At 39.4% G+C, this 24,832-nt stretch carries 23 protein-coding genes and 1 pseudogene; 14 read left to right on the plus strand and 10 right to left on the minus strand.

Annotation, left to right across the window (positions count from 1 at the left end):
* The first annotated feature begins 57 nt into the window (after nucleotides 1-57).
* Nucleotides 58-486 carry a 3-hydroxyacyl-ACP dehydratase FabZ gene (fabZ, locus tag ACWPVE_RS10515; RefSeq protein WP_453993107.1) on the plus strand — a complete coding sequence of 143 codons (429 nt, stop codon included), beginning with the start codon at nucleotides 58-60 and terminating at the stop codon, nucleotides 484-486.
* Nucleotides 487-755: 269 nt separating this feature from the next.
* Nucleotides 756-1,094: a hypothetical protein gene (locus tag ACWPVE_RS10520; RefSeq protein ID WP_453993109.1), complete on the plus strand. Its 339-nt coding sequence runs from the start codon at nucleotides 756-758 to the stop codon at nucleotides 1,092-1,094.
* 79 nt (nucleotides 1,095-1,173) lie between these two features.
* On the opposite strand, the gene ACWPVE_RS10525 is transcribed toward ACWPVE_RS10520, so the two are convergent.
* Nucleotides 1,174-1,611, minus strand: a complete 438-nt coding sequence (locus ACWPVE_RS10525; RefSeq protein WP_453993111.1) for a YwpF-like family protein — start codon at nucleotides 1,609-1,611, stop codon at nucleotides 1,174-1,176.
* Between the two features lie 309 nt (nucleotides 1,612-1,920).
* Here ACWPVE_RS10525 and ssb point away from each other — a divergent pair, with 309 nt between their 5' ends.
* The 8 genes from ssb to ACWPVE_RS10565 all read left to right on the plus strand — a co-directional run bounded on the left by ssb (nucleotide 1,921) and on the right by ACWPVE_RS10565 (nucleotide 7,456).
* Nucleotides 1,921-2,262, plus strand: coding sequence for a single-stranded DNA-binding protein (ssb, locus tag ACWPVE_RS10530; RefSeq protein ID WP_453993113.1), 342 nt, complete (start codon nucleotides 1,921-1,923; stop codon nucleotides 2,260-2,262).
* 22 nt (nucleotides 2,263-2,284) lie between these two features.
* A complete protein-coding gene (locus tag ACWPVE_RS10535) occupies nucleotides 2,285-2,458 on the plus strand; it encodes a hypothetical protein (protein ID WP_453993115.1) in 174 nt (57 codons plus the stop codon).
* Between the two features lie 511 nt (nucleotides 2,459-2,969).
* A complete protein-coding gene (locus ACWPVE_RS10540) occupies nucleotides 2,970-3,335 on the plus strand; it encodes a GntR family transcriptional regulator (RefSeq protein ID WP_453993117.1) in 366 nt (121 codons plus the stop codon).
* Nucleotides 3,336-3,347: 12 nt separating this feature from the next.
* Entirely contained in the window at nucleotides 3,348-4,037 is a 690-nt protein-coding gene (locus ACWPVE_RS10545; RefSeq protein WP_453993119.1) for an ABC transporter ATP-binding protein, read from the plus strand.
* Between the two features lie 17 nt (nucleotides 4,038-4,054).
* On the plus strand, nucleotides 4,055-4,864 hold the full coding sequence (locus ACWPVE_RS10550) for a hypothetical protein (RefSeq protein WP_453997462.1): 810 nt from the start codon (nucleotides 4,055-4,057) through the stop codon (nucleotides 4,862-4,864).
* A gap of 15 nt (nucleotides 4,865-4,879) precedes the next feature.
* Nucleotides 4,880-6,055, plus strand: a complete 1,176-nt coding sequence (locus tag ACWPVE_RS10555; RefSeq protein WP_453993121.1) for a hypothetical protein — start codon at nucleotides 4,880-4,882, stop codon at nucleotides 6,053-6,055.
* Between the two features lie 89 nt (nucleotides 6,056-6,144).
* Nucleotides 6,145-6,657 (plus strand): RNA polymerase sigma factor, encoded by a 513-nt coding sequence (locus tag ACWPVE_RS10560; protein ID WP_453993123.1) that lies wholly within the window; start codon nucleotides 6,145-6,147, stop codon nucleotides 6,655-6,657.
* Nucleotides 6,658-6,832: 175 nt separating this feature from the next.
* Nucleotides 6,833-7,456, plus strand: coding sequence for a hypothetical protein (locus tag ACWPVE_RS10565; RefSeq protein ID WP_453993125.1), 624 nt, complete (start codon nucleotides 6,833-6,835; stop codon nucleotides 7,454-7,456).
* A gap of 438 nt (nucleotides 7,457-7,894) precedes the next feature.
* On the opposite strand, the gene ACWPVE_RS10570 is transcribed toward ACWPVE_RS10565, so the two are convergent.
* The 5 genes from ACWPVE_RS10570 to ACWPVE_RS10590 all read right to left on the minus strand — a co-directional run bounded on the left by ACWPVE_RS10570 (nucleotide 7,895) and on the right by ACWPVE_RS10590 (nucleotide 14,475).
* On the minus strand, nucleotides 7,895-8,767 hold the full coding sequence (locus tag ACWPVE_RS10570) for an IS3 family transposase (RefSeq protein WP_453990196.1): 873 nt from the start codon (nucleotides 8,765-8,767) through the stop codon (nucleotides 7,895-7,897).
* Complete coding sequence (locus tag ACWPVE_RS10575; RefSeq protein WP_453993127.1) at nucleotides 8,764-9,054, minus strand: helix-turn-helix domain-containing protein; 291 nt, start codon at nucleotides 9,052-9,054, stop codon at nucleotides 8,764-8,766. The genes ACWPVE_RS10570 and ACWPVE_RS10575 overlap by 4 nt, the downstream gene beginning before the upstream one ends.
* Before the next feature lie 635 nt (nucleotides 9,055-9,689).
* Nucleotides 9,690-9,815 carry a hypothetical protein gene (locus tag ACWPVE_RS10580; RefSeq protein WP_453993129.1) on the minus strand — a complete coding sequence of 42 codons (126 nt, stop codon included), beginning with the start codon at nucleotides 9,813-9,815 and terminating at the stop codon, nucleotides 9,690-9,692.
* A gap of 295 nt (nucleotides 9,816-10,110) precedes the next feature.
* A complete protein-coding gene (locus ACWPVE_RS10585) occupies nucleotides 10,111-12,864 on the minus strand; it encodes a DEAD/DEAH box helicase (protein ID WP_453993131.1) in 2,754 nt (917 codons plus the stop codon).
* Nucleotides 12,865-12,876: 12 nt separating this feature from the next.
* Nucleotides 12,877-14,475, minus strand: coding sequence for a hypothetical protein (locus tag ACWPVE_RS10590; RefSeq protein WP_453993135.1), 1,599 nt, complete (start codon nucleotides 14,473-14,475; stop codon nucleotides 12,877-12,879).
* 510 nt (nucleotides 14,476-14,985) lie between these two features.
* On the opposite strand from ACWPVE_RS10590, the gene ACWPVE_RS10595 reads away from it, so the two are divergent.
* The 3 genes from ACWPVE_RS10595 (at nucleotide 14,986) to ACWPVE_RS10605 (ending at nucleotide 17,986) form a co-directional block, all read left to right on the plus strand.
* Nucleotides 14,986-15,141 carry a hypothetical protein gene (locus tag ACWPVE_RS10595; RefSeq protein WP_453993137.1) on the plus strand — a complete coding sequence of 52 codons (156 nt, stop codon included), beginning with the start codon at nucleotides 14,986-14,988 and terminating at the stop codon, nucleotides 15,139-15,141.
* Between the two features lie 378 nt (nucleotides 15,142-15,519).
* On the plus strand, nucleotides 15,520-17,376 hold the full coding sequence (locus tag ACWPVE_RS10600) for a histidine kinase (protein WP_453993139.1): 1,857 nt from the start codon (nucleotides 15,520-15,522) through the stop codon (nucleotides 17,374-17,376).
* Nucleotides 17,351-17,986, plus strand: a complete 636-nt coding sequence (locus ACWPVE_RS10605) for a response regulator (protein WP_453993141.1) — start codon at nucleotides 17,351-17,353, stop codon at nucleotides 17,984-17,986. Before ACWPVE_RS10600 ends, ACWPVE_RS10605 begins: the two co-directional genes overlap by 26 nt.
* Before the next feature lie 164 nt (nucleotides 17,987-18,150).
* Here ACWPVE_RS10605 and ACWPVE_RS10610 read toward each other — a convergent pair.
* The 4 genes and pseudogenes from ACWPVE_RS10610 to ACWPVE_RS10625 all read right to left on the minus strand — a co-directional run.
* Nucleotides 18,151-19,620: pseudogene (locus tag ACWPVE_RS10610) on the minus strand (IS1182 family transposase); the annotation flags it as partial.
* A gap of 407 nt (nucleotides 19,621-20,027) precedes the next feature.
* Nucleotides 20,028-20,756, minus strand: a complete 729-nt coding sequence (locus tag ACWPVE_RS10615; RefSeq protein ID WP_453993143.1) for a YwaF family protein — start codon at nucleotides 20,754-20,756, stop codon at nucleotides 20,028-20,030.
* 1,807 nt (nucleotides 20,757-22,563) lie between these two features.
* Nucleotides 22,564-23,025, minus strand: coding sequence for a hypothetical protein (locus ACWPVE_RS10620; protein ID WP_453993145.1), 462 nt, complete (start codon nucleotides 23,023-23,025; stop codon nucleotides 22,564-22,566).
* Between the two features lie 169 nt (nucleotides 23,026-23,194).
* Complete coding sequence (locus ACWPVE_RS10625; RefSeq protein ID WP_453993147.1) at nucleotides 23,195-23,335, minus strand: hypothetical protein; 141 nt, start codon at nucleotides 23,333-23,335, stop codon at nucleotides 23,195-23,197.
* 464 nt (nucleotides 23,336-23,799) lie between these two features.
* Here ACWPVE_RS10625 and ACWPVE_RS10630 point away from each other — a divergent pair, with 464 nt between their 5' ends.
* Nucleotides 23,800-24,336 (plus strand): glycerol-3-phosphate responsive antiterminator, encoded by a 537-nt coding sequence (locus ACWPVE_RS10630; protein ID WP_453993149.1) that lies wholly within the window; start codon nucleotides 23,800-23,802, stop codon nucleotides 24,334-24,336.
* Nucleotides 24,337-24,832 lie beyond the last annotated feature (496 nt).

Below are 24,832 nucleotides of genomic sequence, written 5' to 3' on the forward strand. Positions count from 1 at the left end.
TATTATATAATAGCAGGGAATTTAATTTATCGTAAAAAATTAATTGAGGTGAATAAATTGAAATTAAATATTGAACAAATTAAAGAAATTATCCCACACCGTTATCCATTTTTACTCGTAGATTCCATTGAAGAGTTAGAACCAGGTAAACGAGCAGTGGGTAAAAAAAATCTCACGGCTAATGAGGACGTTTTTAATGGTCACTTTCCAAATTACGCTGTATTTCCTGGTGTACTAACATTAGAGGCTTGTGCACAAACAGGTGCTGTCGCACTGTTATCGATGCCTGAGTATGCAGGTAAAATTGCATTCTTCGCAGGGGTAGAAAAATGTAGATGGAAACGCCAAGTACGACCTGGTGATACCCTTACAATGGAAGTGGAATTGCTTTCAATTCGTAGAGGGATTGGTAAAGGTAAAGCAATTGCGAAAGTAGACGGTGAAACGGCTATGGAAGCTGAAATTATGTTTGCGGTTCAAAGTTAAGATACATATTTTTCTTACTTTTAATGGAATGAATATGCATAAATAAGTAAAAAGAAAAGTATTAGGTACATATCCTAAAAAATAGATCCCAGCGCCCTCATTTTGATGAAAAGTAGACTGGCATGCACAAAATCGGATGATTAATTTCATCCGGTTTTTTTATTCTCTTTTGAATTTATTTTCATACATTTGCAACCTTCGGGGAATGCTAACCAAAGACCTAACAGGTCACACCAATACTTAGAAGACATTAGAAAGGAGAATATGCAATGAACAAAAAATGGTTCTTAACGCTAATGGGGTCACTCCTTGCAGTATTTTTAGTAACAGGCTGTAACGCGGATGACCAAGATCCACCTCCAGAAGATGATGGAATTGAAACACCAGGTGAGGATATAAATGATAACTTGGATAACGATGTGACTCCAGAAGAAGATATCATACCTGGCGATAATAATGGTACAAATGGTAATAACGGAAATGATATGAACGGTGACGGTAACCTAATTGAAGATGACAATAACGACGGTGACCTAGATGTAGGTAAAGACGACAATGACGAACTAGGTAACGGTAATAACGGATTAGATGACGATGACAATCGATAATACTGGCGGTGCAGCTTGAGGTCAAAAGACTGGACCAATGTAAAAAAGGCGGGACATGTATCCTGCCTTTTTTATATGTCTAACTCTGTAAGGATTTTTTCACTTCTTGTAATTTTGTTTTGAAAGCAGAAAGTAGGTCGTGTCCTTGTAAGCCTTGGTTAATGAGGTCGTTAAGAATAATTTCGGCCCATTTTAATCGGCTAGAAACTAAGTTTCCCTCCAAAAGCACACTTACATGTTGTTCCATCTCTTTAATGATCTTAACAGTTCCCAATAGAGAGGCAGGATCATTTGACTTTTTAGTGATTGTTACTTGAAGATTTAACTTTACATTGTTTTGATATGCTTTTTCAAAGATCGGCTTATATTTTTTATCAACTAAAGCTTCCACAAACCAACTGTTTTCTCCATCCTCTTGATTGATGATGAGTCCATCAATTAAAGGTATTTCCTCGATTCGATTTGGGGGTTCATCTCCATGAAGAACCATCAGTGATACTAATTTAAACGTTTTCAAATTCCTAGCCTCCTTCTACCTCTTTCGAACTATTTGAATAGTTAAATTATAGCATACACATTGTATATTATATGGACTAGAAATGAAAATGAGTAAAAAATATCAGTTCACCACACACGCAAAAATAATGTAGAACATTCAATAATTGTTGGATGTTTAGAATCAAAATAGTAAAAATAAAAAATGTCATGGGAATTATTAATTTTTATGTATAAAAGCCTTGGAAATATCGAATTTCCCTCATTTTACCAATGTCGAATCGTGGGATAAGATAGCCTTGTTACATTTAACCAAGGAGGTAAAAAATCTATGATTAATCAAGTTATTTTGGTAGGGAGGCTCACGAGGGATCCCGATTTACGCTATACCCAGGACGGAAAAGCAGTTGCCCACGTGACACTGGCTGTCAGTCGGAATTTTAGAAACGCGGGAGGTACGATTGAAACGGATTTCGTCAACTGTACACTTTGGCAAAAGACAGCTGAAAATACTGCAAACTATTGTAAAAAAGGTTCCATTCTAGGTGTAACAGGTAGAATCCAGACTAGAAACTACCAAAACAATGAGGGAAAAAGAGTGTATGTGACTGAAGTGTTAGCAGACTCTGTAAAGTTTCTAGGTGGCAAGCCAAGAGAACTTGTCGAAAACTAATTCATAACTGGAGGGAAAGGGTATGAACGATGATGAACTTAAGACAATAAACGAAAAATTAAACAAACTTGCATTAGGAATTGCCTTACATCTAGAAACCTTGCAAGGTCAGATTGGTGACCGTATGGATCAAATTGATCGCACATATAATGAACGGCTCCTACAAATTAATCGAATCTTAGAAGGGAAACACTAAAAGTAAAAAAGAAATTCAGCTTTTGAACCATATCAAACCCACTACCCATGTACCCCGCAACAAGAAGCCCCAGTCAACTTTTCAAAAAAGGTTCCTCAAGAGATAGAAGGATTCTTCATGCTTCTTCAAATTTTGCCAATCATGGTCACAACATGATTGGTTTTTTCTTACTTCTACTATAGAACGTTTGTTCCTGTTTGTCAATGAAAATATATATTTTTTTGATAGGTGTTGACAGGTAAAGTGTACTAACCATATAATACATACAGAACGGTGTATTAACCAATCGATACACCACGCTATTTTTTGACAGTACTGTATGGTGTGCTTCATACAGTCTTTTCTGTACAGGATGTGTATGAACCACTTCACACAGTTTTTTTTAAGAAGGTGTATGAAGCTCTTCATACGATTTATATTTTGCAGTCAGTGTATTAATTGCTTCATACAGTTGTTTTTTTGAGGATGGTGTATTAACCCATTCATACGCAGAAAGTTAGGAGTTGGGTCTATGAATGTCAAGTTTAATAATCGGGATCCTGTCTACATTCAAGTGATTCAGTATTTTAAGGAACAAATAGCCAAGGGCATATTTGAACCAGGTCAGGAGATTCCCTCAAGGCGAGAATTAGCAAATCGGTTGAAAATTAATCCAAATACGGCGCAGCGGGCGTATAAAGAAATGGAGGAACAAGGCTTGATATATACAGAAGGAAATTTACCAAGTCGCATTACGAAGGATGAGCAGGTATTGAAAATGGTTCGTGAGGAATTGATTTTGGAAGCTGTTTCGACATTTATACATTCCGTTCGGTCCATCAACGTTCCATTAGAAGAGGTTTTGAATTTAATTGAAAAAGAGTACGAAAAGGAATAGGGGGGAACTTTTGTGATTGAAGTAAAGGATGTAACCAAGAAGTTTGGGAGAAAAACCGTGCTAAAAGGCGTTAATTTTACAGCTGAAAAAGGGAAAATTACGTGTTTAATTGGGATTAACGGTGTTGGGAAAACAACGGTGATGAAGGCGATCATGAACTTAACCCCAATTGATGGTGGAGAAATTCTAATCAATGGGGAGAAAATTCATAAAGGCAGTTATGAAAAGATTACCTTTATTCCAGATACCATTACAATGTTGCCTCAGATGAAAATCAAAGAGGCGTTCACATTCATGGCTGATTTCTATGACAGTTGGAATCAAAAACGTGCAGAGGAATTACTCGAGTTTTTTAGACTTAAAGAAACTGATCGAATTTCTGAACTATCAAAAGGAAATACGGCTAAAGTCAATTTGATTCTTGGTCTAGCCTTGGATGTTGATTATGTTCTGATGGATGAACCATTTTCTGGGATTGATATTTTTAGCAGGGAGCAGATTGCAGAAGTTTTTACAAGTCATTTAATCGAGGACCGTGGTGTCATCATTACTACTCATGAAATCAATGATATTGAACATTTAATTGATAAAGCAGTATTGCTTGACAATGGGGTCGTACTAAAAGAATTCGATACCGAAGAAATGAGAGAGAATGAAGGGAAATCGGTGATCGATGTGATGAGAGAGGTGTATCGAGGATGAACCGGTTTTTGAAACTAGTGAACTTTGAGTTCACTCGATTTTGGAAGTTGTATCTTGTATTAATAGGGGTTACGATACTTTTTCAAGTAGTTGGTATTATCGTTGAATCCCAAATGTATTTGAGTCGTGCGAACAAAGCGATTTATGAGGAATTAGTATCCGTTAGTGATTTTATCTCACAGTATGGAAAGATGTCCTTTTATCATTTTGCTTCGACAGGCTGGTTTATTGGAACCATGATGTTTTGCGCGGCTACCTTACTCATTTATGTGTTCTTTATTTGGTATCGTGATTGGTTTGGAAAGAATACATTTAGCTACCGCTTGCTCGTGTTACCAACCGCACGATTGAATATTTACTTGGCGAAGGCGACAACGATCTTATTGTTTGTTTTAGGTCTTCTTGCCGTGCAATTAGTACTGTTACCAGTTGAAAGTAAAGTGTTACAGTGGTTAGTTCCAGACGAGTTTCGTCATGATTTATCAATCGAGGAAATGACCAATCTCTATTATTTAGAACTTTTATATCCATCTGCTTTTATTGATTTTATTCTTTATTACGGTACTGGTATGGCAGCTGTATGTGTGGTATTTACAGCGATCTTATTTGAACGTTCCTATCGTTTAAAAGGTATTTTTATGGGGATTTTTTACGTAGCAGCATCTTTGTTCATTGTGATTGCACCACTATTAGTGAATGAATTTTTACTAGATAATTATTTTTTTGAAAATGAACTGTTTTATATGGTAATAGGTGCAGGATTGTTGGTATGGGCTGCTGCGATTTGGCTCGGCAACTATCTGTTAAATAGAAAAATTAGGGTTTGATAGGAGGGAACACAAGTGAAACGATATTGGAAAATCCTTACGCTTTGTCTTGTCACAGTTATCGTACTTGGAACGTTTTATATACAAACGAGTCTAGCATCTGAAAATGTTGGTTTTGAATTAGAAAAAGTAAGTGGTGACGAGAATGAAGTGAAAAATCTAAAACTGAATATAACATATGTAGTGGATGACTTGCATACAAACTTTCTTCTTACTCCAGAAGAAACAGTCAATTTATCGAAACAGTCCGTTTTTAAACAATTTACGAAACATAGTACTTGGACATCTTTATATCCGTTAATTGAGAAATACAAAGGCTTTATGCGTGGAAAGCATTTACTTCCAAATAGCTTTTATGAAGATAAAGATCTGGTCATTTATGCCAACATCGAAGGTAAAGGCATAAACGGATCTCTATCAGCTTCTTTATTGGATGTTGAGGTGTTAGATAAGAAGTCTGAAGAAAGGACTTCCATGACATTGGATCTGCCTAAAAAAGAAAAATACCATTGGGTGGATATTATGGATATTCAGTTAGTGGACGGAGAGTTAAAGATCATCGCTAGAGGTTCGCGTTTGAATGGTGGTGAGGATTTGATAGACTACACAATTGATACAAAGAATAAGAAAATAGCAAACGAAGAACATATTTACTCTTCTCCAGAAGTGGAGAATGGATGGTCGGGCTTTCGTTTATTCAATGACTATTATTCAACTAAGCCGGAACGTTATTTGGTATTCCAAGCAGAGGCTTATGAACATGATGATAGTGGAATTGGAACCGAGCTTGCGAATGATATGATGGTGTACGATATTGAAAAAAATAAGCTGGTAAAACTGGATGTACCAGAAGACTTGAATGTCGATTTTGATAAAGTATCCATCGTGAATTCCAGCATGATTGCTCCCGTATACTCTGAAAATGGAGTAAAGGTCATGCAATATGATATAGAGACTCAGAAATGGGACGAGAAACAAACTTTTGAAATAGTTAATATGAAAAGTGATACCTACGCACCATTTATTCAAATAATGAATGAAAAAATCTATACAGTCCAATCAACGGAAGACGGACATCGACTTGTAATTGGTGATCTATTAACTGGAGAGTCACTATACGAAGGAAATATCGTCGTGAAAAACCAGAACAAGGATGACTACAAACTATATATTTACGATATTGAAGAATAATGGGACATGTGGGACACAAGGGGTTGTTCCACTAAATCCCTCGAGAATATGAGGAACAGGTTTCCTGTCCACAAATAGGGTGAGGAAAAATGGCGGAACATGAACTAGAGGAAATCATTTCGAATTACGAAACCGAACTACGGTATATAGCTTATCGGTATGTGCGGAATTGGGCCGTTGTTGATGATATTATGCAGGAAGTATTTTTGAAGATCTTTTTAAAATGGAACTCGTTTCGGGAACAGACAAAACTGCGGGCATGGGTATACAGCATCACTCGTAATCAATGCATTGATTATCTACGCAGCAAGGTTGTGAAGTCGACCGTATTGGTAGATGAGATGGAGGATCTGCGTTATTCTACAAACGAAATGGTAGAAACCGAGATACTGGAGAAGTTTGAGAGGGAGAGGCTTCATCAGCATATCAATTCCTTGCCAACGGATTATAAACAAACACTCTCTCTCTATTATTTCTGTGATTACTCCTACCGTGAAATTAGCCAATTATTGAGTAAAGACATTTCCTTTGTGAAAAACAAGCTGTTTCGTGGAAAACGGATGTTGAAGAAGGTATATGAACAAAGCGGAATACTTGCGTAAAATAGTGCCAATCATGTGATCAGACATGGTTGGTTTTTTTATATGCAAAAAAGGTGCGAGTCTATCCACTCAAAGAGACGTTCGTAGGTAGTTTTTTATTATTAGAGGATATTCCACTAATTTTGAAGATGAGGTACAATTATCCAGTTGGAATATTTTAGTGGAGATGAAAAAGATGAGATTCGTAGTTTTAATTGTAGTAGCCTTTATATTAGGAATTTTAATGGCATTTTTAGAAGTGAGTCAACCACTGGGTTGGTTCCAAAGTATGGCTATTCTAGCTGGTCTATCTACTTATTTATTTGTGTATCCCGTTTATTTGGAGAAGAATGTGAACAGAATTGAAGCCTTTATTGAAAAGCGAAGAAAGAATCCGTTGTATAAACTGTATTATGGAATGGGCAATCGGATAGATAAGGATGTGAAAGAAGCGACAGAGATGTTGCTTCAGAAATATAAACAGCCTGCTAGACAGGCAATTTTTAAGACATTACTTGCTTTATACGAGGATGATATTTTACGAGCGAAAAGAGACATTGAGGACATCCATCCACCACAATATAAGTATTATTACCAAACGATTGTCGCAATCGAAGAGGGGAACATGGAGCGGGCAACCGAACTTAAAGAACTGGTTAAAACAGAGTGGATGAAGCATGCCTTAGCAGCAGGAATCGCCAAAAAAGCAGGCAATCATAAAGAATATATGGCTGAGATCCAAAAAGCGTTTGAAAAAACGAGGGGCTTGCAGAGGTATGTGATTTATAAGCAATATGAGGCCGACCTGAAATTGGTTTAGGTTGAATGGAGCTGGGATTGTGTTGTTTGAGTGATCGCATCACTTTGTATGTGGAAATGTGTTTTAAGTTGGCTGATTGGTTAAAGCGGTTTGCGGATATGCGCTGTTGTAGCGAGAAATGCGTCCTCGCTCGTGAATATGCGTCGTTGTAGCGAGAAATGCGTCCTCGCTCGTGAATATGCGTCGTTGTTCCGAGAAATGCGTCTTCGTCCGCGAAAATGCGCCGTTGTAGCGAGAAATGCGTCCTCGCTCGTGAATATGCGTCGTTGTAGCGAGAAATGCGTCCTCGCCCGCGAAAATGCGCCGTTGTTGTGAGAAATGCGTCCTCGCCCGCGTATATGCGCCGTTGGTTGTGAGAAATGCGTCTTCGTCCGCGAAAATGCGCCGTTGTTGTGTGTACATGCCCCTGTCAAATAGACAGTTTAAAAACGCACAAAATTAAGCTACCTGAGTCCTATATTCAACAGGACTCATTTCTAATTTCGTTTGAATACGTTTATTGTTATAATAGTTAATGTAAGCTTCTACTGCTTGTCGTACTTCAATTACTGTTTCAGGTTGGCTGAAACAAAGCATTTCACATTTCAAATGCCCAAAGAAGTTCTCAATACATGCATTGTCCCAGCAGTTGCCTCTGCGGGACATAGATTGGGTAATACCCATATCTTGTAGTCGCTTCATATACCGATGGTTTGTGAATTGAGTGCCTTGATCGCTATGCAAGATCGCTCTTTTCTCAAACCCTCTTTTTTTCAGGTCATCTAATGCCCTATATACTAGTTTCATCCCCTGATTCGTTCCGATTGAATAAGCAACGATCTCCCCATTGTATAGATCTTTTATTGCACATAAATAGATCCATTTCTGAAAACTTTTTTTCACTTCAATATACGTAATATCAATCGCTAATTTAATTCCTGGTCTTATCGCATGAAAATTTCTATCCAATATGTTCGTTATTATTCCATTTGGTTGAGGTCTATTTTTGAACCTTTTTCTGCGAATTTTACATTGTATTCCATATTTGCGCATGATTCTTGAAATACGTTTCTCATTTACAATCAAACCATATTCTTTTTTCAATAAAAGTTTGATTCGCTTTCTACCAACAGTTCCTCGATGATCTGTAAATATCTTATGGATATAAAGAAATAAAGACTCATCAATCCTATCCTGATTATTGTTTCCATTCCTTTTTAACCATTTATAATAACCAGAACGTGATACCTTCGTTATTTCCACCAATTTTATTACTGGATATTGGGTTGAATACGCATGAATAAAAGCGTATTGTTCTTCTTTATCGTTCACCCCCTTTTTAGACGCAACAACTTTTTTAAATATTCATTCTCCAACTTTAGTAATTCATACTTTTCTTCTAACGTTTTTGCCTTCTTACTCTTCCCCTGACTATTCGTCCCCCTTGCATCGTTTAAGGCAGAATACCCCTTGGCTCTAACCTTCTCTACCCAATCATATACTCTACGTTGATTTTTAATCTCGAATTTCTTAGCTAATTCAGCAGCTGAATGTCCCTCTAAAAACATCTCTACAACTTGTTTCTTTAAATCATATGAATAATTATTTTGAATTCTCATTTTATACACTCCCCCTAAACTAATGTAACACTAGAGTGTGCGTTTTTCTAAAATTGTCTACCATATAGGTACAATAACACGCGGATATGCGCCGTTGGTTGTGAGAAATGCGTCCTCGCCCGCGAAAATGCGCCGTTGTTGTGAGAAATGCGTCCTTCGCCCGTGAAAATGCGCCGTTGTCTCGATAAATGCGTCCTCACGCTGGTAAATGCGCCGTCGTCCCAAAATATGCGCCCTCGTCCGTGAATATGCACAGTTGTAGCGAGAAATGCGTCTTCGTCCGTGAATATGCACAGTTGTAGCGAGAAATGCGTCTCCGTCCGCGAAAATGCGCCGTTGTTGTGAGAAATGCGTCCTCGCCCGCGAAAATGCGCCGTTGTTGTGAGAAATGCGTCCTCGCTCGTGAATATGCGTCGTTGTTGCGAGAAATGCGTCTTCGCCCGCGAAAATGCGCCGTTGTCTCGAGAAATGTGTCCTCGCCTGTGAATATGCGCCGTCGTCCCAAAATATGCGCCCTCGTCCGAAGCTTTGCACCTTCATGAGTGATATTGGCGCTCTTATCTGAGAATCGTATTCTTCATAATAAAATCACTTGCATAAAAATGGGATGGTGACACTAGTCACCATCCCATCATTCATTTCTTCAATTTTTCCTCAACCAAGTGGTAAAACTTTTGCCAAGGCTCGGTTTTGTCTTTATGTTTTTCACTTGGCACAAATTTTTTGGTTCTTCTCTTTGGTTTGGTTGTTTTTTCTGCCAAATGAGTCAACTCCTTTGGTTTTGGTAGATAAACAAGGGATGAGTCATAATAGATTAATTTGCGTGTGTGCGGTATACCAAGGTTGGCATATTCCTCCCTGGTATACCGAAAAGGATATCTACGTTTCGTATACCGAAAAAACGTGTTAGCGGTATACCAAGCTTGATTTTACCTTTGTTTGATATGCCGATAAAGCAAATTTGCGAAATACCACGACACGTATTTCAATACCCCAATACTTTTTTTCGTACAAAGAGAGATGGGCCCAATATTCTCTGGAAAACCCAAACAGGTATTAAAACACGCCGAGCAACTCTTTGAGTTCGTTTGTGGAGAGTTCGGTGATCCAGTTTTCGCTGGTGATGATTTCGTCATTCAATGACTGCTTTTTCTCGAGCATTTCGTCGATTTTTTCTTCAAGCGTGCCTGTCGCGATTAGCTTGTGCACATGGACGAAGCGCTTTTGGCCGATACGGTAGGCCCGGTCGGTAGCTTGGTTTTCAACAGCTGGGTTCCACCAGCGGTCATAGTGGATAACGTGATTTGCTTCTGTTAAATTCAAGCCCGTTCCACCAGCTTTTAGGGATAGAATTAAGATATTGAACTTACGATTTTGAAAGTCCTCAATCATCTTATCACGATGCGCTTTAGCTAGACTTCCATTCAAGAACTGTACGGGTTCTTTGAAACGTTTTTGAAGCACATCTTGAATCATTTCGCCCATTTGAATATACTGTGTAAAAATCAAGCAGCTTTCATTCTGGTCCCGAATGTGATCGACAAGCTCAAGTAGCTTCTCCATTTTCGCAGAACGTTCGTCAACCTTAACAGGATTTGCTTCCTTCAAATAAAGGGCAGGATGGTCACAAACCTGCTTCAGATGGCCGAGCATTTTTAAGATTAGACCTTTCCGTTGCATACCTGCTAGCTGTTCGACTTGATTCAATGTATCCTTCACGAGCTGCTCATAAATAGAGGCCTGCTCAACTGTCAACGGACAGTATTCTTTTTGCTCAAGTTTATCTGGTAAATTCAGTGCAACAGCTTCATCATTTTTCGTCCGTCGTAGTAAAAATGGTTTAATTAAACGTTGCAGCTGAGCAATCGTTTCTTGGTCATGGTCCTTTTCAATCGGCGAAACATACCTTTTTTGGAATCCACCTAGGCTACCTAAATAACCACGATTGATAAAGTCAAAAATTGACCAAAGCTCGGTCAAACGGTTCTCCATCGGTGTTCCCGTCAGGGCGATATTATGGTCGCTTTTTAGCTTTCGAATTGCACGAGATTGCTTTGTTTGCGCATTTTTAATATTCTGCGCCTCGTCTAGGCAAATCGTCCCCCAGTCGAAAGAAGAGATTTCCTCCTCGTCTAAATGGGACAATCCGTAGGAAGTGAGCACAATGTCAGATTCGTTTACCAGTGCCTTAAACTCTTCCCCCTTTAAACGGTTGGAACCGTAATGGAGGTGGACTCGAAGGTCGGGACCGAATTTCTCTAGTTCCTTTTGCCAGTTACCCAGTACTGAGGTCGGACAAATAATTAGAGCAGGCTTCGCACCTTGTTCTTTTACCGCTAAAAAGTAAGCGATCATTTGGATCGTCTTTCCTAATCCCATATCATCTGCAAGACAGGCTCCGAATCCAAACTGTCGTAAAAATAAGAGCCAATCGACACCTTGTTGTTGGTAAGGACGAAGCTCACCTTTGAAGGAAGCGGGAATAACTGCCTTCGGTATTTCCTTAATGTCTGTTAATTGAGTAATCATTTTCGAAAGATGTCGATTCAGTTCGATTTGAACGCCTGCAAATGCTCCTGCAAGTTCTTGTTCCTCACGTTCAGCTTGTTCAGTAAGTGACAGCAGCTCCTGCTCGAGGACATCGCGAATATGGAGTCCTTCCTTGTTGGCCCGCGCTAAAATTGATTGAACATGCTTAATAAATGCTGGATCAAGCTTAATCCATTTTCCGCGGATGTTGATTAAGCGTCGTTGCTCGTTCACAAGCGACATGAATTCTTCTTCAGATAGTTCAACCCCGTTTGTTGAAAAACGCCAGTCAAAATTGATGATCGATTGCAAGCCTACGAACGATTGACGACCACCACCAGATGTTGGTTTAACCTTTGCTTTGATTGCTAGTTGGGCATCCTTTATGGCTTTCCACCATGCTGGTAACAGAATTTCAACTCCAGCTTCCATTAGCTTTGTACTTGCGTCTGTTAAAAAGTCCCAGGCCTGGCGCTCGGTAAGTTCTTGAATGATTCCTTCCTCATCACGAAGCCATGGGATGAGCTTAGCCCACATCTCTTGATTGCTTGTGATTTTTTCCTCAAATGGAGCCCATTTTTTTGGTAGCACATCATGCATTTTATGGGGCTTATCTTTACTACGAAACACAGTGCGTAGCTTCCAAGCACCATTGTCTATTTCAGGTTCCTTGATTTGAAGCAACACATCAAATGGAGTGTTATCCTGTTTCCAGCCGATTCGTTCAAGCCAATTATTTTCATCTACAACAAACTCAGAGCCTGTAGTACTTTTCACAAGTGGAAAAGTAGTTGTGATTTCCTCCCAAGCATCACGAAGCGTAGTATCAGACTGAATCCAATCGGTGATCGCTTCTGTAAACCATTCCGATGCAAAGCCCGTCAGCTCATTGTCAATCGGTTTCCAACCAAAACGCTCATTCATACGCCAAGACTCAAAGTCAGGCATAAAGTCTCCACTCTTTATGAAGGGTAACAACTCTTGAGAAATGGAGTGATACAGTTCGGCATTCTCTGTATATTCAATGTGTATGAAAGAGTTCATCGGTGCTTCAGCAAAGAAGGTCAACGCTTGCCAAGGTGAAAGGAGAACAGCGGGAGTGTTCTCAAAATTAGCCTCTTCCAAGAAAGTTCCGTAAAAAGAAGCTTCATGCCAAACGAAAAGGTTTTTCTTCCATTCATTCATCTCAATATTGTAACCGTCGGTGTTTGTGCACCACACATAAAACCCTTTATTATGGACCCATTCTGAGTGGACAACAATTGTATAGGTACGTAACATTCTCTCACCCCTTTACTCTGTAATCATCGAAGCCCGAAGAAGTTCTTGCTGGAAGGCGCGTAGTCGCTTATTCACGGCAGCAAGCTTCGTGATATATTCGTCCCACAAGTCTTCTTGTTTCAACTTTTTATAATGAGCACGGATTTTCCGCAGATATTTAACGGCTTTTTTATAGCTTGGTCGATTTTTACCTTCGATCGCTTTGGCTACCGCTCTGTGATAGAGAGGCAATAGGGCAGCACGGTCAATGGTTTCGATTTCTTTTAATACACCTCGATCGATGTCATCGATATCGTAGCCTGCATAAATCTGCAGGTCGACCCATTTCCGATATTGCTCAGTATCCAGTAAAAAGCTGTTGTACTCAACATAGCTGTATGGAAGGAGCCGTGCTAATGCTGTTGTATACACAGTCTCATCGTACTCATCGGTGTATGGTGTGATGTTTTGTAAAAACAACCTCGTCATGTGCCGGCGCCCTTCATAGCTATGGATGGAAAATACATAATCCCGAATTCCTTCTAGTGCATATTCAATCCATGGCCGAACTCGATCCCAATTCTTGGACTCAGATAAAAAGGAAATCCACCAAAAGCTATAAGGCGTCATTTCTTTTCCGAGTTTTTTCATCGACTCGATTGCAGTCGCATCATCCTTTTGTAAAAAGCGAAGATGGGCATAGGCTATTCTGTGCACTGGATTTTCAAGTTCCAAGGCGCTTTCTTCCTGCTCCATCCATTTTTTTCGATTGAAAAAAGTGACCCATAGAAGACGGTACATTTGCAATCGTTCGTATTGAAACAAGGATTGGTGAAGCAGGGTATCTCTGACAGGCTCAATGCTTTCTTCCAACAAACCATCAAATCCGAATGGGAGAGCTACTTTTCGCATCTCCATCGAGTTATCAAGCACAATGTCTGTATAATTATGAAAATAAGGCTTGATATAGGAGTCTACTTGATAGGGACGAATTTCAATTTGCTCAGCCAGCTCAAATGTTTTTCGAATGCAAAATAGTGCGGCATGAATATGAAATAACCGTTTGTATTCCTTCGCAAAGGGCGCTTTCCTTATTAATGTCTGAAAAAAGGAATGGTAAAGCGTTGCAAAATAATAAATAGATTTCCCTGGATGTCCTGTCTCAAACCGTTCATATTCCCGAGCGAAAAGAGCAAGCCAGCTTTCAAGGGAATTTTCCTTTAACTCCACACGCTTTAATGTGTTTCCCTTTGTCACAGGAATCGACGCCAAGGTAGGCGTTGGCTTGTTGGCCTCTTTCCATTGTTGAAGCAGGGAACCAACTCGATCCACGCTTGCGTACATATAGAAAAACATCGCCATTTGGTGACGACAGAAACCAGTTGCTGGGCAGGTACAGCGACTCATTTCCATATAATCGAGATCAAGCGCCACATCAACAGGCGTCACGTCTTGGACCCGCCCTTCGAGTTTCAGTCCACTATATTTCACATTGTAAACACTCCCCTGTCGGAAGAGGTTTAGTCCCTTTTTGATTAACGTGCGGTCTTCTTCACTTTCGTAAGTGTACATGCCACGAAGCTTTTCAGAAAAATGCATGACCACATCTTTTGGAATATCATTTTGAAGCAAGGTTGTCTCACTCCCTCTTGGGCGAAAATTTATATTAGGTTTCTATTTTTAACCCTCACAAAGAAAAACTTGATTGTATTGAGTATATATATTGGAGACGTTAGGTCTATTCCGTGTGCGACTAAAAAACTGTCAAATCCTTCGTGCACACTCAGGATTTATGCCTCCATTGAATGGGCTACCAAAACATATTTATCTACCACTAGGTAGTGGAGGATATAAGTAGAATAAAATTTATCATATCCTTTTATTATACCGCAAAATGATTCTAATTGGGATTCACTGTCAAGTTCGTACATTTTTTCAAAAGACAGTCGCAAAAGAGATGCCTCTAGCGTACATGTATAGTAAATACCTGGCGGAACTGGTTTCTCCATCCAGCCCCTCAGGTGCATCTTCTCCATAGTGCTAGGTATATCGAACACAGTTGGTTCGGTGGAGGCGTCTCCATCCTTCACTGAGCATGATGTTCGTTGCCTAGGCATTTTTTCATCTAGGAGTGAACTTAATTTGGAACATAAATCTGGAAATAACGATCTATCAATTGATGAAAATCGGGTTAGACGAGCATTAATCCGAGCGTTTATGAAAGGCGAGCGAAGTACAGAAATTGATATGAAGCAATTCATCAAAGACCTCGCAAACGATATCAAAGGCTCAGCATAAAAGGACAGGGGACAGATACCCCTGTCCTTTTTAAATTTTCAGGATGTGATTACATTGGGACAAGGTGTACTACTTTAGGTGTATAAAAATAATGAATTTGGGTCATAGAATTAGAGGTATATTTTTGACATAATTAATTGCACAAACATTTTCGGTGTTTGTGGGTACCCAGCATTGGTCAGTGGTTGTCAAGCCATTCGACTAGTCTGGGTTTTTTATGCGATTACATGGAATTCTGATAAGACAAGTAGCAAAGTCTGAGTGAACAATCATATGTTGGTTGCATTTTCAACTGGATTGTTTATGTTTTTTCACTATTCATATACTATAATAGAAATAGGTAAAAATTTACTGAAGGATACGATAAGGGGGAGAGGTGTGAAACTTCAAGAGGTGTCTTCCCACAAGAGGGAGAATGTTGCAAAAGCCTATATGATTTTCATTGCTTTGCTGGGCTGGACAGTAGTTGGGTATTCATTTTTTCAGATCGAGCCAACAAATGAAATGGCACTTCTCCTTTTACTCACTACCATGTTAGTGATAACGGAGTATTTTCCAATTCCACTTTTAAGAGGCTCTACGACGATTACGTTTCCTCTTATTTTCGTCATGTATGAGATATTTGGAATTTCGTATCCAATCATCATTTATGCGGGAATTGTATTGGCGACTAATTTTCTTCATCAGCGTCCGATGAGGACTATTTTGTTTAACCCTGCGCAATTAGTGATCACGCTGTTTCTTGCAGAATACATCGTAACACATACAAAAACAACTCAAATTCTAATAACCAACAGTGAATTTTTAACGGGAGTTCTTACATATACTCTTTTTTTGGTACTCTTTTATATCATAAACAATGTGATTGTCGATATCGTTCTCTTACTTCGTCCACAGCCATACTCACTGAATATGTTTCTTGCGAAGTCATCAATTGAGTTGGGGAGCGCCCTCATTTCACTACTTTATGGAGTGATAATAGTGTACCTTAGTGGAAGAACGATTGACGTGTTCTCAATGTTTTTCTTTTTCTCACCATTAATAGCTGTGTCGCTTTTGTATTCCGTCATCACAACCTTAGAAAATGAAAAGAAACGGTTGAATGCTCTGTTTGAAATTACAACAGTGGTGAATAAGAACATCCACTCAACCGATTGGATTGAAACGTTTAAAACCATCTTCACTCAAATTGTGGATGTGCAAGCGGTCATGCTTTGGGTGAAGGAAAATGAGGATTGGAAGATTCTTTATTATGATGGGAGAGTAACGCCAAAGGATGCGTTATCAGGTGAGGCATTGGCACGTTTTGATGGAAAAAAAGAACCGATTGTCTATCAGGACCGAGTGAAAAAACTAGGACCCATTGATGAGTTTTTTAAAAAGGACATGAAAGCATTTGTGTATTCTCCCATGGTTGTCGAGGATGAAACGATTGGAATGCTCGTCGTGGCAAAGAGTCGTTCACGAAGTTTTGAGGAAGATGAAATCCACTCTATTGCCACACTATCTAACCAGCTTGCTGTTGCGATAAAATCAAGGTATTTAATCGAAGAGAAGGAAAAACGAATTATCCTTGAGGAACGTAATCGGATTGCGCGTGGTATTCATGACGGTGTGGCTCAAACCCTTGCAGGTGCAGTTATGAACCTAGAAACCGCCGAACGAAAATTCAATCGTAATCCAGAGGAAACGAGAAAACTCATTTTACAAAGTATGGATAAATTAAGGCTGAGTTTACGAGAAGTGCGTGAGTCCATTTACGAGTTACGTCCATATCCGACCGAACGAGTAGGATTGTCAGCTGCAATCGAAAAACGAATTGAAATGGTGAAGGACGAATATGACATTCCATTTTCGTTTGATATCCGAGGAAAAGAAGTTCCCCTCAGCTCGATGGTTGAGAAGGAACTATTTGATATTTTTCAAGAGAGCTTACAGAACACGATTAAGCATGCGAAAGCCACAAAAATTGAAGTTCTGTTAAGCTATCAGAAGGAGAACATTATTTTAAAGATAAAAGACAACGGGGTAGGATTCTCATTGTTTCAGGCAATGGTCAAGGCACAAAATAACCCGCATTTTGGCATTTTAAATATGAATGATGCGGCTGAAAAAATTAATGCAACCCTCCAAATTGATTCAAAAGAAGGTCAAGGTACAGACATCATATTAACGGTTCCGAAAATGGGACTTGAAGGAGGTAATACTGTTGATCAAGCTTATGCTGGTGGATGATCATGCTGTGTTACGTGACGGACTGAGAAATATATTAGAACTTGAGGACGATATTCGAGTTGTCGGCGAAGCTGTCTCGGGTGATGAAGCCCTTGAGAAGGTACCAAAGTGCGAGCCAGATGTAATTTTAATGGACATTAATATGCCCCAGAAAAACGGAGTTGAAGTAACGGGCATTTTGAAAAAGAAATATCCTTCAATTAAAGTATTGGTACTAACCATGCATAACCATGACGAGTATTTCATGGCAGCGATTCGAGAAGGAGCAGACGGCTACCTGCTCAAGGATGCGCCATCTGAACAAGTGGTAGAAGCGATTCGTACCGTTGCAAGCGGCGAGTCGGTCATTCATCCATCCATGACGAAAAAGCTCCTCAATTTCCACCAACAACAGCAGGAGCAACCAAAGGACAACGCACTAACCGAGCGCGAAATGGAAGTCCTGCAATGCCTAGTGGAAGGAATGAGCAACAAAGAAATTGCCGACCGCCTCTTCATCAGCGACAAAACCGTAAAAATCCATGTCAGCAAAATCTTTAAAAAATTCAACGTCAAAAGCCGCTCCCAAGTCGTCATCTACGCCGTCCAAAATAAACTCGTCCCAATGTAGAACACAGGGACGGTTCGAGACCAGTGAAAAAGTAGAGGTTTTTTTCACTCCCACTCCCATTTCTTCGAAATTTTAAAATTGACTACCAAAAATGGGATTATTTTTATTGAAACTTATTATTATGAGGGGGTGGGTGTTCCATTCCCCCTTTATTTAACTGATGAAGCGGATGCAATAGCTGCTATCCGCTTCAAGTTAACTGCTATGGCTGCCAATTTAGATTGTTTAGACACACTTAATAGACCATACCCCCTGGCTCGGGAGAGGCCGTGAAAACGTTTGAGCTCTGCATTCTTACCTTCGATAGAAGCCCTCTTCTTATATTTTTCTTTAAACTCCTCTGACTTCTGAAATTGTGATATTTCATAAAACTCTGTGGTGTTTTTTCCGACGACAAGGATTCTTCTTGCTGATTTTTTTGCGCATTGGTCATGTAAAGGACAGGTCTTACATTGCTTAATATCGAAATAATATTTATACCCTGTTCTATCACCGTCTTTATTTTTAGTGTTAAAATGTTTCTTCTGAATGGTTGTATTTCCTTGGCTACACTGCCACTCATCAGAGTCTTTGTTATATGTAAATTCACTTTCATCTATTCTATATACAACGGAACTCACAGGAATATAAGCCTTTGCTTCAAAGACTTTAATTTCATCCAAAATTGATTTTCTAAAATATGCTTTATCTGCGTAAACTTCTTTTACCTTAATACCAGAAGATAAAGTGTCATTCAACATTTCATTTGTAAAATTGCCATCCATATAAGATCCGCTGGCTGTACGAACAGAAGTGATAATTCGTTCGTCTGTTGTCATAACAAATTCGGTTTTATAGCCAAAAAAATCTTGGGACTTACTTTTGCGTCCAACCCGAGCATCTTCATCTATAACGGAGCGAACACCTTTTTGCTGCATAAATTTTGGATCGTTAATAATCTCTTTTGTCTTTTTGATCATTTCATTGGTATTTGATTCTGTAGGAGTTACCTGCTTTTCTACACATTCAATCACCCTATCAACGTACTCTTTCATAACAGCCTTCGCTTCTTTATGATCCTCAATTTCCATATATTCTGGTTCTGCAGGCAAGTCAACAGGTACCTGGCCAGTTTCTTCTTCTAGTGCTTTAAGGACTTTTCGTGCTAAATGTTTCATCAGTCTTTCAGGTGTTTTCTTAATAGTATTTGCTTCAATGTGTGTTGCGTCAATACTGACACTGTTTCCTTTAATAAGCCCTTTGTCCACACATTGTTCAACAATGTGTGTCAAAATCTTATCCAAAGGTTTATCATCTGGAAACCGTTTTGTTCTAAACTTTGATAGTAGACTTTTATCGGGAAGTGTATCTTCGGGGTCAAGACCAAGAAAATACAAATAAGCTAGATTATAGCTAGCTTCATCAATCAACCTCTCGTCAGAGAGGTTATACATTTCCTGAAGGAAAAGGAGTTTACACATTAACTCAGGTTCTTTTGCCGGTCTTCCAAAAGTTTCGCAATAATATTCCTTAAGTATTTCATTAATAAAACTAAAATCTATTATACTAACTATCCTTTTAAGGATATGATTTTCCGGAATTTTATCGTATAATACAGAATGAAAGCTATATTGCTTTGGCACTAGTCGAAGCATATGAAAAACCCCCTATGGTTTGGTGTCTAGTCAACATCCATTATACCATTTAGGGGGTTTTTCATGTTTGGAAAACCGAATGACTTTCAACTTTTTATAAAAAGCTGATTTAACTAAAAATTTTATGACTTTTTCAGTGGTCTCGGACGGTTCTGGTGTTTCATTCGGTAGGCTCGTGGAAAAGGAAACATGGGTGAAACACGGGGCCGGTTCTAGTGTTTCATGAGTGGGAGAGCAGTGAAGGAAAACAAGGTGACGGTTCTGGTGTTTCATGAGTGGAGAGCAGAGAAGGAAACAAGGGTGAAACATGGGAGGGTCTGGTGTTTCCTCGAGTGGACCGCAAAAATAGGTCTCTTTGGATTAGGACACGGACAGATGAACTGTCCTACGTGAAAAGCCAACCTGGATCAAGGAATATTTTCCTCGACCTCAGGGTGGCTTTTTTCCTTTGTCATTAAAATTGCCATCGGTAGGTATGTGAGGAGGAAGACGGCAATACCAGCGACTTCGAGGGTCAGGTAATAGGTGATACCAGATCCGAAAAAGGACAAAATCGTGGTCGTTTCGGTTGGATCGGCGAGATAGAAGAAGTTCGTGTTGAGAAGGATGTTGATCAAAAAGATTGGAACGGCGATGATGTTGAGAAGTAAAAAGGCGGTCCCAACTGCTTTTCTCGGAACACGGTACCCCTCAAACACAATGAAATAGAGCACCGACCAAGCAATTGTGGCATGATGAAGAAAGTATTTTAGAAAACGATAGTGAGGGAACTGATACAACAGTTCTGGAGTAACCATGCTTAAAATTGGAGGGAGCAATCCTGTAAAGAACACCAAGTAGAATGCCTTCTTACTAGGCTTCAGGAACAGGTATATACAAATAAACGTACTGATAGAACACAGGTGTAGCGGGAGAGAGCCGATTTCCCATTGGTTAGTTGAAACCAACCAAATTTGATGGGACACTTCACTGGCGACTAAGATGCTGAAAAAGGTCCATTTGACGGTTGATTGATAGGGTCTTAGATTCCTCCTTGCGGTGATAAGGAATATAGAAAGGACTACAAAAATCAAGAGCGTCACAAGATGTGTGGCTGAAAACAGCTCAAACGTCTGCATCTTTTCCGCTGAAAACACACTTTCACCCCAGTCCTTATGAAAAATGTAGTTTCTATTAGTGTATTCAGAGGCGGTCGGAGATTAGACGTGGGGACTAGATGTTCAAGAGTAATTTTTTTGTGCAGTTAGCCTAGGGGGTGGGAATTGTACTCTCAAATTCTATTTATATGTAGTGAATCAAGTTCGGAAGTGCATGACGAGGAAAACAATCGGAAAGCGGGAGTTGAATCCTCTCTTCATAAGCGTATGAAGGGGAAAAGTATTGGAAATCGCAAGTGAAATCCTCTTCATAAGGTGAATGAAGAGGAAAACGGTTGGAAAGTGCAATCAGAATCTTCTTCATAGGCGGTATGAAGGGGAAAAGTATTGGAAATCGCAAGTGAAATCCTCTTCATAAGGTGAATGAAGAGGAAAACGGTTGGAAAGTGCAATCAGAATCCTCTTCATAAGCGGTATGAAGGGGAAAAGTATCAGAAAACGCAAGTCAAATCCTCTTCATAAGGTGAATGAAGAGGAAAACAGTTGGAAAGTGCAATCAGAATCCTCTTCATAAGCGGTATGAAGGGGAAAAGTATTGGAAATCGCAAGTGAAATCCTCTTCATAAGGTGAATGAAGAGGAAAACGGTTGTAAAGTGCAATCAGAATCCTCTTCATAGGCGGTGTGAATGGGAAAAGTATCAGAAAACGCGAGTCAAATCCTCTTTAAAAGACGAATGAAGAGGAAAACAGTTGTAAAGTGCAATCAGAATCCTCTTCATAGGCGGTGTGAATGGGAAAAATATCAGAAAACGCAAGTGAAATCCTCTTCATAAGGTGAATGAAGAGGAAAACAGTTGTAAAGTGCATTCTGAATCCTCTTCATAGGCAGTATGAAGGGGAAAAGTATTGGAAATTGCAAGTCAAATCCTCTTCATAAGGTGAGTGAAGAGGAAAACGGTTGGTAAGTGCATTCGGAATCCTCTTCATAGGCGGTGTGAATGGGAAAAATATCAGAAAACGCAAGTGAAATCCTCTTCATAAGACGAATGAAGAGGAAAACGGTTGGTAAGTGCATTCGGAATCCTCTTCATAGGCGGTGTGAATGGGAAAAATATCAGAAAACGCAAGTGAAATCCTCTTCATAAGACGAATGAAGAGGAAAACGGTTGGTAAGTGCATTCGGAATCCTCTTCATAGGCGGTGTGAATGGGAAAAATATCAGAAAACGCAAGTGAAATCCTCTTCATAAGACGAATGAAGAGGAAAACGGTTGTAAAGTGCAATCAGAATCCTCTTCATAGGCGGTATGAAGGGGAAAAGTATTGGAAATCTCAAGTGAAATCCTCTTCATAAGGTGAATGAAGAGGAAAACGGTTGTAAAGTGCATTCGGAATCCTCTTCATAAGCGGTATGAAGGGGAAAAGTATCAGAAAACGCAAGTCAAATCCTCTTCATAAGACGAATGAAGAGGAAAACGGTTGGAAAGTGCAATCAGAATCCTCTTCATAAGCGGCATGAAGGGGAAAAAGTATCAGAAAACGCAAGTGAAATCCTCTTCATAAGACGAATGAAGAGGAAAACGGTTGTAAAATGTATTCGGAATCCTCTTCATAAGCGGTATGAAGGGGAAAAGTATTGGAAAACGCAAGTGAAATCCTCTTCAAAAGACGAATGAAGAGGAAAACGGTTGTAAAGTGCAATCCGAACCCCCTTCATAATTGAAATGAAGTCCTCTAACACTATGAATCTTGTTAGAAGGTCCTTCATTAGCCGGACGAAGAACAAATCCAAATAAAATCACTCCCCTTCACTCCCTCCAGACCACTGATCGATCCACCAACCCACTTATTGATACGACCACAAGATTGCGAGTTCTCCAGCTTCTTCAACGACGAAGACCTCTTGGTGGATGGTGAAGGTGCCGAATGTGCTTTTGTATGTTTGGGTGATAGGTACTTTGTAGACATCGTGAAAGGTGGTGGAGTCTTTTGTCATTTTCCAGGATTTGAGTTTCTCGGCCTCTTCCACTGTGTATTTGAAGGTATTCGTACCGAAGTGGCCGACAAATACATGGTTACGCTGCTGGATGTAGTCGGCTTTTTCAAATCTCTCCTGCATCAGTGGGTGGAATAATTCCCACGAACTTCCAAAATCTGCATCCTGCTCGTATTTATAAAAATCGTGAACAAGCTTTTTCGCTTCTTCTTCAGATGATGATCGAAATAGTGAAAGAATAAGAGTTATAATAAGTATGGAACCAATTACTACCAAGAGTAGCTGAATGGGTATACCCCGTCGTCGTCTCATAGGTAAACGTAAGCCTCCTTAAGCTTGTTTACTACTATGGATATGACTTCCGAAAGTTGTCCTAGTACAAGATTGGCAGTTTCCTTGGTTAGCATTGAGAACAACGAACCTGTCATGCGCCACAATCTGCGCACATTAAAAAAAGCCAGAGCCTGTGCTCTCGCTAAGGTTAGTTGAATCGCGTTAAGATGGGACGACGTGGTCCGTTTCCAAGTCTGATAAAATAAATTCGGTCTTGTAGTCGTTTATAAAAACGAATGCCAACGATCCTTAATGGTGTCCAAATTTCCTTAAACTGATAATAAGTCACTTTGCCACACCTCCCCGAAATCCTAATTGAATACCATTTTTGTATTTTTTTGAATTTTTTGAAACCGCTTTAAAATATGATAGCATGTCCAAAATGCTAATAATGGAGAAAAATGTAGAAAAATATTTTAAATTTTCGTCATTTTGCAGACAGAAATCGATAAAATACCCTGTTTTAGGAAAGTTACCCCAAAAAAACACCAAAAATCGCTATAAATTTGCACCGATTTTCCCAATATACTTTTCGTTCATACATTGGTATTATAGAAATATAGTAAATACTTCGATTGACTAATAAAATGAATGTAGTACCCTATTGTTAGTTAATGTAGAATTGGAGTTTTTCTACATTTGACTATATATTTACCTGTAGACTTTTTTCTCTTTGGCCCACTCTACTCGAGCGGGTCCTTTTTTTGTTTGGTAAAGAGGTTTATACTACAACTAAAGGATGGAGGGAGACTGATGAAGCAACAAATTTTACCTGCCTCAACGACGATGAAGGAATTTGAGTACTTTTTAAAAAGCAAATACGAGATCGGGATATTCACAGAGATTCACATAGCGCAACTTAAACATATTAACAAATTAGCTAAACAATACGGTAAAAAGATGATCTATCATGTGGATATGGTACATGGCATCAAAAGTGATGAATATGCGACTGAATATATTTGTCAGGAGTTTCAGCCATACGGATTAATTTCGACAAAATCGAGTGTGATACAAAAGGCGAAGCAAAAGGGAGTATGTGCGATACAACGAATGTTTTTGATTGATACCCATGCGCTTGAGAAAAGCTATAAGCTGATTGAAAAGAACCAGCCAGATTACATTGAGGTATTGCCAGGCGCGATGCCTTGGATGATCCAAGAAGTTAAAGAAAGAATGAATATACCAGTGCTTGCAGGTGGGCTCATCCGGACAAGTGAAGACGTGCGTCGAGCACTTGAAGCGGGTGCAACGGCCATTACCACTTCCAAACGGGGGCTATGGGACTAACATATTTTAGAAAACTTTAGTGTGCGTCATTTCATAACGTCTATGGGCCCGCCACGAGTGGGTCTAGAAAGTGATAGATTAAAAGAGGAGCTGTGATAGAAGTTTTATCCAACCGAAAAATGCAATCCATAGAAGAATACTCAATGTCGTACCCCACACCATGCCAACTGCCAATTGGTTCGTTTTCTCTTCCATCACATCTCCCCCTTATTTTTAGTAGAGTCTTACTTCTATTATAAAGGAAAAATAATAGCGTTTTCAGAAAAACTTTCCAACAAATTCGGCTAAATTCTGTGGTAGATGTAGTCTATAGAACAATCTGAAAGATTAGAATGACGATGATCCATTTTAAAAAAACAAAGTGTATATCGAGACGGTCTTATGGTTCCGTGGAGTCAAGGGGCTGGTCGCCCCGTCATGATAATAAAAAAATGAAGTGGCCCCCGTGTATTCAATGAAAAGTTGGCCTCGAGTATCTAGCGAAGTAAAAATTGCC

The organism is Bacillus nitroreducens, from assembly GCF_964021195.1.